Raw genomic sequence first — 12,135 nt, 5'->3', positions numbered from 1 at the left:
AAGGAGTGGTGAAACTGCGTCTTGCCCTTGGGGTCATGCTGGCCTGTGCCGGTGCGCCGGTTGCGGCCGCCCAGTGCCTGCTCTGCGGGCAGGGCAAGGATGGCGCGGTCGCGGCGCGCAGGGCCGAGGTGCCGCTGCGCGTCGACGTCGAAACCCAGCTCGACATGGGCCGCGTGGCGGTCGGCGCGATGGGCGGCGAGGTCGAGATCGATCCGATGTCGGGCGCGCGCCGGGTTCGCGGCGATGTCGTCGATCTGGGCGGTTTCGCGCTGGCCGGCGTCGTCACGGTGCGGGGCGAGCCGGGCGCGGACGTGCGGGTGATCCTGCCCGCGACGGTCGATCTTGAGGGCGGTTACGGGCGCACCGCGCGCGTGACCGGGCTCGCGACCGACCTGTCGGCGGCGCCGCGGCTCGGCCCTGACGGCCGTCTCGTCTTTCGCTTCGGCGGCCGGCTCCAGATCGACGGCGCCAGCGACGGTGACTATCGCGGGCGCATTCCCGTGACGGTGGAATATCAATAGGCAAGGCCGTCTTCGGGATGGCGAGCGGCGGCGCGCGGGTCCCATGTGAACCCCGGCGTACGCCGGGGCCCGCGAAAGATCAGGGGGCAACCGCGTTGGGCCCTTCGCCGCCATCGGCGATGAATTTTTCGAGCTGTTGTTCGAGCACCGGCAATGGCACCGACCCCAAAGCGAGGAAAGTGTCGTGGAACTTGCGCTGGTCGAATTTCGGCCCGAGTTTCGCCTCGGCGTCGGCGCGCAGCCGCCGGATCGTGATTTCGCCGAGCTTGTAGGCGAGCGCCTGTCCGGGCCAGCTGATATAGCGGTCGATCTCGGTCTCGACATCGTGCCGCGCGAGCGCGGTGTGGCTTGCCAGATAGTCGATCGCCTTGTCGCGGCTCCAGCCATAATGGTGGATGCCGGTGTCGACGACGAGCCGCGAGGCGCGCCACATCTCGAACGACAACCGCCCGAAATCCTCGTAGGGCGTGCGATAGATACCCATCTTGGTACCGAGCCATTCGGTGTAGAGTCCCCAGCCCTCACCATAGCCCGAGAAATAGGTCTGGCGGCGGAAGGCCGGCCATTTCGTCGTCTCGAGCGCCACCGCGGCCTGGAAGCTGTGTCCGGGCACGCATTCGTGGAGCGTCAGCGCGGGAATCTGGTACAGCGGGCGCGAGGGCAGGTCATAGGTGTTCATCAGGCACGCATCGAGCCCGCCGCGCCCCGAGGTGTAGGTCGGCGCGATCGCGTCGGGCACCGGCAGGATAGTGAAACGGTAACGCGGCAGGAAGCCGATCGTATATTTGAGCTGGCCGTCGGCGCGTTTCGCGACGAGCGCCGAGAAGGCGAGCAGTTCTTCGGGCGTTTTCGCATAAAATTGCGGATCGGTGCGCAGGAAGTGGATGAAGGCGGCGAGGTCGCCCTTGAAGCCCGCCTTGTCCTTGACCTCTTCCATCTCGGCGGTGATCCGCGCGACTTCCTTGAGGCCGATCTGGTGGATTTCTTCGGCGGTCAGCGCGGTCGTCGTATATTCGCGAATCTGCGCCTGATAGAAGGCCTTGCCGTCGGGCATCGCTTCGGCCGCCAGCGTCGTGCGCGCCTTCGGCAGATATTCGTCTTTGAAAAAGGTCAGCAGCTTCGCATAAGCGGGCGCGACGGTTTGCGAAATCAGCTGCCGCGCCTCGGCGCGCAGCCGTTCCTGGTCGGCGGCGGGGACCGCCGGGGGCATTTTCGCGAAGGCGCTGTAAAAGGGATTTTTCGCCGGATCGGTGTCGACATAGGCGGCGATCGTCGCGTCGCGTCCTTCGAGCGAGGCGCGCGGCACGCTGAAGCCGCGCTTGAGGCCCGCGCGCATATTGACGATCTGTTCGTCGAAATAGCGCGGGATGTCGCGCATCCGGCCGAGATAGCGTTGATATTCCTCGGTCGAGGGGAGCGTGTCGCGCGCGCTCAATCCCGACCAGAACTGGCTGTCGGCGTTGAAGGGCATTTCCCACGTCCGGTACTGACCCTCGGCGACGAAGGCTTCGAGGCTGGTGCGGAAGACCGCAGCGTTGATCTTTTCATTTTCGGAAAGCTGGTCGACTGGAATGGCGTCGAGCGCGGCGAGCGTCTTTTTCCAATAAGCCTGCCGCGCCGCCTGCGTGGCCGCATCGACGCGCGGCAGATGGTCGGCCGAGGCGGTGAAGGGCGGGTCGCCGACACGCCGCGCGAATTCCTTTTGCCGCCAAGCCCATTCGGTCTCGTAGAGCTCGCGAAGACGGGCGTCGGCGCTCCCCGGCAGGGCCGTTGCGGCCGAAGGGGCAGCCGCGGTCGCGGTATCGGCCATCGCGGGTGCGAGTGGCAGCAGGGCGAGGCTCGAAAGCAGGATCGTGCGGGTGAGCAATATTTATCTCCTCGTCGGAAAAATCAGGCCGCGGTTTCGGGATAGGGGTTCTTGCCACCGCCCGCGATCCACTCGTCGAGCACGCGTTCGAGCGTCGGCAGCGGCACCGAGCCCAGCCCGAGCAGCGTGTCATGGAACCAGCGCTGGTCGAAATTCGCGCCGAGCCTGGCCTCGGCCTCGGCGCGCTTGCGGCGGATCAGCATCTCGCCGAGCTTGTAGGCGAGCGCCTGCCCCGGATCGTTGATGTAGCGGTCGACCTCGATCGTGATTTCATGATCGGACAGGGCGGTGTGCGCCTTCATATAATCGAGCGCCTGCTGGCGCGTCCAACCTTTGTGGTGCAGCCCGGTGTCCACGACCAGCCGCGCGGCGCGCCACATCTCGTATGTTTCGCGCCCGAACTCATCGTAAGGCGTCTCGTAAATCCCCATCTGGATGCCGAGCCATTCGGTGTAGAGCCCCCAGCCTTCGCCGTAGCCCGAAAAATAGGTGGTGCGGCGGATCTGCGGCCGGTCGGGCGCCTCCAATGCGAGCGCGGCCTGAAAACTATGCCCCGGCGCGCATTCGTGCGCGGTCAGCGGCGGGATCGTGTAAAGCGGCCGCGCCGGCAGATTGTAGGTGTTCATCAGGCAGCTTTCGAGCCCGCCGTTGCCCCCCGTGGCGAAGGGCGCGATATTGTCGGGCGTCTGGCGGATCGTGAAGCGGTAGCGCGGCAGGCGCCCGACGAGGAATTTGAGCTGGCCGTTGATCCGGTTCGCGATATAGGCCGACTTCGCCATCAGTTCGTACGGCGTCTTGGCAGTGAACTGCGGATCGGTCTTCAGGAAATGCAGGAAGCCGGCAAAATCCCCCGTCCAGCCCGCTTCTTTCATCGTCGCCTGCATGTCGGCGTCGATCCTCGCCACTTCCTTCAGCCCGATAGCGTGGATCTGCTCGGGAGTCAGGTCAAGCGTCGTATATTGGCGGATTTTCGCGGCATAATAGGCCTTGCCGTCGGGCAACGCCTCGCCCGCGATCGCGGTGCGCGCGTTCGGGATATAGTCGTCGCGCACGAAGGCGCGCAGCCTGGCAAAGGCGGGCGCCGCGGCGGCGACCGCAGCGCGGCCCTCGGCAACCAGCGCGGCGCGTTCGCTTTCGGAGATATTGCCGGGGATCGCCGCGAAGGTGACGAACAGCGGATTCTTGTCGACGTCCGCCTCCGCCAGCGGCGCGATCGGGGCGTCGCGGCCGGCGAGCGAGACTTGCGGCTTGGTGAAGCCGCGCTTCAGGCCGGCGCGCATGTTGACGATCTGTTCGTCGATATAGCGCGGCATGTCGCCCAGCCGCTTGATATAATTGCGATAGGCCTGCGCATTCGGCAGTCCGCCGCGCGGGGCGATCCAGGTCCAGAAACCAAAGGGATCTTCGAACTCGCGATATGTCTGTTCGACGGCAAATTCCTCAAGCGCGGTCTTGAACACCTCGGCGTTGATCCGCTCTTCGGGCGACAGTTGGTCGAAGGGGATCTTGTTGAGCTCGGCAAGCGCCTTGGTCCAATAGGCGGCACGGCGCGCCTGACTCGCGGCATCGACGCGCGGCATCCGGTCGCTGCCCTCGCGTTCGCCGTCGGGGTCGAGCGCGAGCTCCTTGGTGCGCCACTGCCATTCGGCGTCATAGAGCGTCTTCAGCTGTGCGTCGGCCGACTGGGCGGCGGCGGGCTGCGGGAGGGCGGCGAGCATCAGCCCGAGCGTGACGAGCAATCGATAGCGTCTGTTCATTTTTGCGACCCCTTGTTCTTGGCGGATATCCTAGCGTCACGCCGTCGTTTCGGCCGAGGCGGGCGTGAAGATGCGGACGCCGAAGACGGGGCCGCAGCGTGTCGTGTCATTGGCTGGCTGGAAGCGGACGAGAACGCTGTCCTTGCCCTGGATCAGATCGGCAGGGATCGGATAGTCGACGGTAAAAAAATCGCCGGGGTGCGCGCCGTCGAGCGCCTGCGTCGCGATTTTTGTCCCGTCGATCAGGATGTCGAACAGCTTGTTGCGCTCCTCGCCCCAATAGGTCGCCTGCAACACCAGCGGACCCGGGCGTATCTTTGCGCGATATTCGAAAAAACCGAAGGTGCGCGCGTCGCGGCCGTGGCGTCCGCGATAGGTGACGGCATAGCTGTTTTTCGCGGTCAGCCCGTGATCGCGCTCGGGCTGCATCTCGCCAAGGTTCATCACGTCGACCGACCGGCGCGCGAGGTCCCGCTGCCGCGCCTGCTCGGCGGCAAAGGCGACCTGCTCGCGCGCCCAGCCGGCGTCGTCGAAACTTCTGAAATAGACCGCGGTGCGGCGGTCGCGCTGCTGGAAGAAGGGCGCGAAATGCAGGTCAGCGGGGCGCGCGATGCCGATGGTGCGGAACTTCCCCGCCGCCGCATCGACGGGTGCGAAGCCGGCGAGCAGGTCGGCGGCGACGAGCGCGGGCGCGGGTCCCTCGAACGGCTGGTCGGCGGGGCCGAGGTCGGCGGCGAGCACGACCGGGCCGTGGAGCAGCGCGACGATCGATGCATCGTCGTTCGTGCTTTCGCTGCGCAGCCGCATCGGCAGCGTCAGCGCGACACGGTCGCCCTTTGTCCAGCGGCGGCGGAGCACCGCATAATCGCCGGGGGTGCCCGCCGGCATGGGCGTGCCGTTCACCGTCAGGCTCGCGCCCTCGCACCAGCCCGGAATCCGCAGCGCTAGTGCGAAATCGCGCGGGCGATCGAGCGTTTCGAGTGTCAGGTCGATCCGCTCGCCGAAGGGGTAGGCGGTCTCCATCCGGAACCCGGCGCCCTGTTCCGCCCAATCGGCCGTCGAGGCGATGTAGAGATTGACCAGCAAAGTGTCGCCGCTCTGCCACCACACCGAATCGCCATGTTTGGCATGGCTTTCCATCCCCGACCCGACGCAGCACCAGAAATCGTCGAAGGGTTTCGAAAATTCGCGCGCCGACCCCGACATCAGCGGCACCATATAGGCGAACATGCCCGTCGCCGGGTCCTGATGTGCGAGGATGTGGTTGGTATGCGCGCGCTCATAATAATCGAACATCCGCGCATCGGGCCGCCAGCCATAGAGGTGGCGGGTGAGCTTGAGCATATTATAGCTGTTGCAACTCTCGCACGTCTGTTCGGTGATATGTTTCGATATCGTTCGCGGCGCGGGGAAATATTCGCGGTCGGCATTGCCGCCGATGACGTAGCTATAGTCCCGGACGACCGTTTCCCAGAAGAAGCGCGCCGCGTCGGCATCGCCCGGCTTGCCGGTCAGCTCGTGCAGCCGCGCGAGCCCGATGACCTTGGGGATTTGCGTATTGGCATGGATCCACGGCAGCGCGTCCCGGCCCTCGCTCAGCGGGTCCAGCACTTTGCGATGACGCAGCCGTTCGGCAAGGCGCAGCCAGCGCGGGTCTTTCGTGCGCGCGTGGAGTTCGGCAAAGCTTTCGTTGATGCCGCCATGCTCGCAATCGAGCACCTGCTGGACCTGATCGTCGTCCAGCGCGGCGAACACATCGTCGATATAGGCGCCGAGCGCGACCGCGACGGGCAGTGCCTTTTCATTGCCGCACAGCGTTGTGGCATCGAACAGGCCGGCGAATAATTTATGCCAATTATAGAAGGGGACCCAGCATCCGTTGAGGTCGAACCCCATCGAACGAATGTCGCCTCGCTTCAACTCGGCGAAGAGGAGCTTGCCGTCCTCGACGATATCGCCACGCTTGCGTGTGAAGCCCGCGACATAGCCGTCGCCGTGCGCCGCCTGCGCCGCTGCGAGTTCGCTCACGATATAGTCGGCGCGGCGCTTGCATTCGGTATCGCCCGTCTGGGCGTACATCAGCGACAGCGCGGTCAGGTAATGGCCGAGACTGTGTCCGGCGATCGTGTCGCTTTCCCACCCGCCATAGACCGCGCCCTTCGGCGCAAGCCCCGCGCTGGTTCGGAAATTATGGAGCAGCCGGTCGGGTTCGAGCGCGTGGAGATAGCTGCGATTGGCTTCCACCGCATCCAGAAACGGCGATTCGAGCAGCCGCACCGCCGACAGCGGCAGCGGCGCCGCGCGGGCGAAGGCGGTCCTTCCGAGCAGCGCGGCACGCGCGAATAGGGGGACAAGCGCCAGTGACGCGGTGCCCGCGAGCAGGGTACGGCGATCGATCGGCCTGTGATGCATCATGCTCCCCTGAATCTGCGCCCGCCTTGATGCCAGCATATTATATAGTATACGAATTACAAGCGGCGATGCAGGCCGACGGGAAATTTGCCGAAAGACGATCGATGAACGACGAATATATCAGGCTTTCGCTGGACGAGGTGGCGGCGTTGTCGCGCGACATCCTGTCGCATCACGGCCTCGCGCCCCAGCATGTCGAGGCGGTGACCGCGACGATCGTAGCCGGCGAACGCGACGAGTGCGCGAGCCACGGCATCTATCGTCTGCTTGTCTGCGCGAACACGCTGAAGACGGGCAAGGTGGTGAAGGACGCCGTGCCGGTCGTCCACGATATCGCGCCGGCATTGTTACGCGTCGATGCGGGCGGGGGGTTCGCGCAGGCCGCCTTCGCACGGGGCCTGCCGATGCTGGTCGACAAGGCGCGCACGAACGGCATCGCCGCGCTCGGCATCAACCATTGCGTCCATTTCGCCGCGCTCTGGCCCGAGGTCGAGGCGGTCGCCGCCGCGGGACTCGTCGCCTTCGCCTGCACCCCCAGCCATGCGTGGGTCGCCCCCGCCGGGGGCACCAAGCCCTTGTTCGGGACGAACCCCATTGCCTTTGGCTGGCCGCGCCCGGGCGCCTATCCCTATGTCTTCGATTTCGCGACGAGCGCGGTCGCGCGCGGCGAGATCGAACTCCACCGCCGCGCGGGCAAACCGATCCCCGAAGGCTGGGGAATCGATGCCGCGGGACGCCCTACGACCGATGCGAGGGCGGCGCTCGACGGCGCGATGCTGACTTTTGGCGGGCACAAGGGTTCGGCGCTCGCGACGATGGTCGAACTGATCGCGGGCCCGCTGATCGGCGACCTCACCAGCGCCGAGTCGATCGCGCTCGACGACGGCGCGGGCTCGTCGCCGATCGGCGGCGAGTTCATTCTCGCGATTGATCCTGCGGGCTTCCTCGGCGCCGAGGCGGCGCAGCATATCGAACGCGCCGAGGCGGTGTTCGACGCGATCGTCGGGCAGGGCGCGCGGCTGCCGTCGCTACGCCGTTTCGATGCGCGCGCGCGCAGCCTCGCGAACGGCGTGCAGGTGACGCGCCGGCTCTATGAGGATGTGCAGGCGCTGCTTGGCTAGCCGAACGGCCGGTCGATCGCGGTAGAGGGTTCGGTGAACCAGCGCGGGCCATCCTCGGCCATGTAGAAATGATCCTCCAGCCGGATACCGAAGCGGTCGGGGATGACGATCATCGGCTCGTTGGAAAAGCACATGCCGGGCGCGAGCGGGGTCGTGTCGCCGCGCACCAGATAGGCTGGTTCGTGGATCGACAGGCCGATGCCGTGGCCGGTGCGGTGCGGCAGGCCGGGCAGGCGGTAATCGGGACCGAACCCCGCCTCTTCGAGCACCGCGCGCGCCGCCGCGTCGACCGCCTCGCACGGCAAGCCGGGGCGTGCAGCGTCGAAGGCGGCCGCCTGCGCCTCCTTTTCGAGCGCCCAGACGCGCCGCTGTTCGTCGGTCGCATCCCCGAAGACATAGGTGCGCGTGATATCGGAATGATAGCCTTCGATGACGCAGCCGACATCGATCAGCACGACGTCGCCTTCCTGCAGCGCCGCATCGCCGGGAAGCCCGTGCGGGAAGGCTGTCGCGCGGCCGAACTGGACGATGCAGAAGCTGTTGCCGCCCGATGCCCCGATCTTGCGGTGCGCTTCGTCCAGAAAGCGCGTGACCTCGCTCGCGCGAATCCCGGGAGTCAGGATGCGCGCGGCGCGTCGATGCACTTCGAGCGTCATCGATTTCGCCTGCTGGAGAAGGGCCAGCTCGGCAGCCGATTTGTACGTCCGGCAGCCGTCGACGATCGGGCTGCCATCGACAAGGTCGAGCGACGGCCCGGCGCGGCGGATGCGGTCGACGAAGAGGAACGCCATCGCGGGATCGATCGCGAGCCGCGTCGCGCCGATCTCGCGCAGCGCACCGACAACGAGATCCGACGGGCTTTCATCCTCTTCCCACAGGCGCAGCTCGACCTCGACCTCGAGGTCGGCTTCGAGCGTGCCGAGTTCAAACGCGGGCGCGATGACGATTGGCTTGCCGCACATGGGGAGCAGCATCGCGACGAGTCGTTCGCTCGCGCCCCACGGGATGCCGGCGAAATAGCGCAGGCTCGCCCCCGCGCCGATCAGCAGCGCGTCGGCGCGGTTCGCGCGCATCAGCCGCCGCGCCTTTTCGATCCGCGCCTCGCGCTCGGTGGTGGCGATCGGCGCCGCGCGGTCCGCCCAGGGGGCGATGGCGGCAAGTTCCTGTGCGGCGGTTGATCCGCCAATTCCGCTGGTCATGTCAGGCTCCGAAACGGTTGAGGTCAAAGGGGGCAAGGTCGAAAGGCGGCGCTTCGCCGGCGACGAGCGCGGCGATGGCATCGCCCGTCGTCGGTGCGAGGGTCAGGCCGAGATGTTGGTGCCCGAATGCGTAGTAGAGGTTCGCCGCGCGGCCGCTTTGTCCGATCGCGGGAAGATAGTCGGGCAGCGTCGGCCGCGCGCCCATCCACTCGGCACCGGGCAGCGCGAAGGACAGGCCGAGCGCGGCGACATGGCGGCGCAGCCGCGCCCATTTGCGCGGATCGGCGGGGCTCGCGCTGCGGCCGAATTCGACGAAGCTTGCCGCGCGCAGCCCTGAACGGAAGCGGGTGACGATCATCGACCGGTCCTCGAACACCACCGGCGGCATGTCGCGCGGCCAGCCGGTCTCGGCCGACTGGATATGATAGCCGCGTTCGGCGATGATCGGCACGCGATGCCCGATCATTTCGAGCAGCGGCCCCGACGCCGCGCCGCCCGCGACGATCATCGCGTCGGCGGCATAGCGCGCGCCGTCGGCGGCGATGGCGATGGCGCGGCCGTCCTCGACCACCAGCCGGTCGATCCGCGCCTCGATTCGTATGCCACCGGCGGCGTCGAAGCCCGCGCGCATCGCGGCGCCGAGCGCATCGAGGTCGGCGATCTGCCCCGACCCCGCGATATGCACCGCGCCGGCAACCGGCGCTGAGGTCAGCGTCGCGAGTCGTTCGAGTTCGTCCGCGGTCGCGTCGCGCATCGACGCGCAGCCGGTATCCGCGGCGGCCCAGCGGGCGCGACCCTGCGCCGCGCTCGCCGCGCTTTCCCACATTATATAATGGCCGTCCTCGATCAGCAGGTCGGCGGCGCCGATTCCGCTGAGTATCCGGCGCCAGGCACCCATCGCATCGCCCATCGCGTCGGACAGTGCCGCGCAGCCGCGTGCGAATCGCACCGGACGCGTCGCTACGACCAGTCGCAGCGCAAACGGCAGCCACGCTGCGATATCCCGCAGCGGCAACGACAGCGCGCCGCCGCGCCAGAACAGGCGTCGCGGCATCGACCGGATCGTTGCGCGCGACGCGAGCGGTTCGATCTGTTCGATGGCGATATGGCCGGCATTGCCCCATGATGCCGCCGGGGCGAGCGGGGGCGAATCGATCAATATGGTGGGGATCTCACGTCTTTGCAGCGCGATGGCGGTAGCGAGGCCGATCACGCCGCCGCCGATAATGACAGCATTTTGCGGATCGGACGCGTGCGAAGGAAAATCATTTGGCATCTTGTATCATATACCGTATACGATCCGAAGCTTCAACGGAGGTAATGGATGAGCGTGATAAGGACACTGTGGGAAGGCGTATATCCCGCAGCTACCACCCAATTCGCCGAAGATCTTTCGGTCGATTATGATGCAACCCAGCGCGTGCAGAGCGCGCTCGTTGACGACGGCGTTACGGGGCTGATCATCCTCGGCACCTGCGGCGAGAATAATTCGCTCGAACCCGATGAGAAGCGCAATGTGCTGAAGGGCGCGGTCGAGTCGGTCGCGGGCCGCGTGCCCATCGTTGCCGGTGTGTCCGAATTGACCACCGCGCGCGCGGTCCAATATGCGAAGGATGCCGAGAAACTGGGAGCCGACGCGATCATGCTGCTCCCGGCGATGGTCTATGTACCGACGCCCGAAGAGTTGCAGGCGCATTTCCGCGCGGTGGCAGAGGCGACCGCGCTGCCGATCATGCTCTACAACAATCCCCCGGCCTACCGCGTCGACGTCGATTTCGCGACGCTCGAAGCGCTGCGCGACGTGCCCAATATCGTCGCAGTCAAGGAAAGCGCGCCCGATCCGCGCCGCTTCACCGACGTCTTCAACCGCTTCGGTGACCGCTACACGATGATGGCCGGGCTCGACGATGTCGCGCTCGAAGGCCTGTTCCTCGGCGCCAGCGGCTGGGTTTCGGGGCTGACGAGCGCTTTCCCGACCGAATCGGTCCGCCTGGTCGAGGCCTTTAACGAGGGGAAATATGACGAAGCGCGGGCCATCTATCGCTGGTTCATGCCCCTGCTCCACCTCGACGCCGAACATGATCTCGTCCAGTCGATCAAGCTTGCCGAAACGATCATGGGGCGCGGCTCCGAACGCGTGCGCCTGCCGCGTCTACCGCTCGCCGGCCAGCGCCGCAAGGATGTGATCGCGATGGTCGAACAATGCGCGGCGACGCAGCCGAGCAAACTGGCGGCCTGACCTGCCGGGGGACATCCATGCGCCACACATTCTTCTGCATCGACGGCCATACGGCCGGAAATCCGGTCCGGCTGGTCGCTGGCGGAGCGCCGCTCGTTCGTGGCGGGTCGATGGGTGAGCGGCGTCAGGATTTTCTCGACCGGTTTGACTGGATCCGGACGAGCCTGTGCTTCGAACCGCGCGGGCACGACATGATGTCCGGCGGCTTCCTCTACCCGCCAACACAGGCGGACAGCGACGTCGGCATATTGTTCATTGAAACCAGCGGCTGCCTGCCGATGTGCGGGCATGGGACGATCGGCCTTGTCACCTTCGGGCTCGAGAACGGGCTGATCGTTCCGCGGGTGCCTGGCCGATTGCGCGTCGAGGTGCCTGCCGGCATTATCGACATCGAATATGGAATCGAGGGCGACCGGGTCGCGTGGGTGCGTATCAGGAATGTGCCATCCTATCTCGCCGCCGAAGGCGTCGAAATCGACGTTCCCGGCTTTGGCCGGCTCAAGGTCGACGTCTCCTATGGCGGCAATTATTACGCGATCGTCGAACCGCAGGGCCCCTATATCGGGCTCGACGCGCTCGGTGCATCGCGGATCGTCGATTTGAGCCGCACCGTCCGCACGCTGATGCAGGCGGCGTACGAGCCGGTCCACCCGCTCGACCCGCGCATTCGCGGGGTCAGCCATGTGATGTGGACCGACCGGCCGAAAAGTGAGGGTGCCGACGGTCGCAACGCGGTCTTTTATGGCGAGCGCGCGATCGATCGCAGCCCGTGCGGCACCGGCACCTCGGCCCGGATGGCGCAGCTTGTGGCCAAAGAGCGGCTCAAGGTCGGCGACCGTTTTGTCCACGAAAGCTATATCGGCAGCCGCTTCATCGGGCGTGTCGAGGAAGCCGCGGCGCTCGGCAGCACCCCCGCCATTATTCCGTCGATCGAAGGATCGGCGATCGCGACCGGATTCAACACGATCTGGGTCGATCAAGCAGACAGCTTCTGGAATGGATTTTCGGTGCTATGAGGC

Annotated in this window: 9 protein-coding genes; 4 read left to right on the top strand and 5 right to left on the bottom strand. The window is 66.3% G+C overall.

The genetic code is table 11. The features are described from left to right. The first annotated feature begins 8 nt into the window (after nucleotides 1-8). Nucleotides 9-521, top strand: coding sequence for a DUF4402 domain-containing protein (locus HDC35_RS09795; RefSeq protein WP_311770748.1), 513 nt, complete (start codon nucleotides 9-11; stop codon nucleotides 519-521). 79 nt (nucleotides 522-600) lie between these two features. Here HDC35_RS09795 and HDC35_RS09790 read toward each other — a convergent pair whose 3' ends face one another. The 3 genes from HDC35_RS09790 to HDC35_RS09780 all read right to left on the bottom strand — a co-directional run bounded on the left by HDC35_RS09790 (nucleotide 601) and on the right by HDC35_RS09780 (nucleotide 6,560). After that, the gene (locus HDC35_RS09790; RefSeq protein WP_184646549.1) at nucleotides 601-2,331 is read right to left on the bottom strand and encodes a DUF885 family protein; all 1,731 of its coding nucleotides are present in this window, start codon (nucleotides 2,329-2,331) and stop codon (nucleotides 601-603) included. An 80-nt stretch (nucleotides 2,332-2,411) separates the two neighbouring features. Continuing rightward, entirely contained in the window at nucleotides 2,412-4,145 is a 1,734-nt protein-coding gene (locus HDC35_RS09785) for a DUF885 family protein (RefSeq protein ID WP_184646130.1), read from the bottom strand. A 36-nt stretch (nucleotides 4,146-4,181) separates the two neighbouring features. Next, a complete protein-coding gene (locus tag HDC35_RS09780) occupies nucleotides 4,182-6,560 on the bottom strand; it encodes a glycoside hydrolase family 127 protein (RefSeq protein WP_184646129.1) in 2,379 nt (792 codons plus the stop codon). 101 nt (nucleotides 6,561-6,661) lie between these two features. Between HDC35_RS09780 and HDC35_RS09775 the strand changes: the two genes are divergently transcribed. After that, complete coding sequence (locus HDC35_RS09775; RefSeq protein ID WP_184646127.1) at nucleotides 6,662-7,678, top strand: Ldh family oxidoreductase; 1,017 nt, start codon at nucleotides 6,662-6,664, stop codon at nucleotides 7,676-7,678. On the opposite strand, the gene HDC35_RS09770 is transcribed toward HDC35_RS09775, so the two are convergent. Then, the gene (locus tag HDC35_RS09770; RefSeq protein ID WP_184646125.1) at nucleotides 7,675-8,877 is read right to left on the bottom strand and encodes a Xaa-Pro peptidase family protein; all 1,203 of its coding nucleotides are present in this window, start codon (nucleotides 8,875-8,877) and stop codon (nucleotides 7,675-7,677) included. The genes HDC35_RS09775 and HDC35_RS09770 overlap by 4 nt on opposite strands. A gap of 1 nt (nucleotide 8,878) precedes the next feature. Then, on the bottom strand, nucleotides 8,879-10,153 hold the full coding sequence (locus HDC35_RS09765) for an FAD-binding oxidoreductase (RefSeq protein ID WP_184646123.1): 1,275 nt from the start codon (nucleotides 10,151-10,153) through the stop codon (nucleotides 8,879-8,881). Between the two features lie 48 nt (nucleotides 10,154-10,201). Between HDC35_RS09765 and HDC35_RS09760 the strand changes: the two genes are divergently transcribed. Both HDC35_RS09760 and HDC35_RS09755 read left to right on the top strand, forming a co-directional pair. Continuing rightward, the gene (locus HDC35_RS09760) at nucleotides 10,202-11,116 is read left to right on the top strand and encodes a dihydrodipicolinate synthase family protein (RefSeq protein ID WP_221438191.1); all 915 of its coding nucleotides are present in this window, start codon (nucleotides 10,202-10,204) and stop codon (nucleotides 11,114-11,116) included. A gap of 17 nt (nucleotides 11,117-11,133) precedes the next feature. Continuing rightward, the gene (locus tag HDC35_RS09755; RefSeq protein WP_184646121.1) at nucleotides 11,134-12,132 is read left to right on the top strand and encodes a 4-hydroxyproline epimerase; all 999 of its coding nucleotides are present in this window, start codon (nucleotides 11,134-11,136) and stop codon (nucleotides 12,130-12,132) included. Nucleotides 12,133-12,135: the final 3 nt, after the last annotated feature.

Source organism: Sphingopyxis sp. JAI128 (assembly GCF_014207235.1).
Lineage (GTDB): Bacteria > Pseudomonadota > Alphaproteobacteria > Sphingomonadales > Sphingomonadaceae > Sphingopyxis.
The sequence above is the reverse complement of the archived record's forward strand: the minus strand, read 5'-3'. Positions and strand labels throughout refer to the sequence as shown.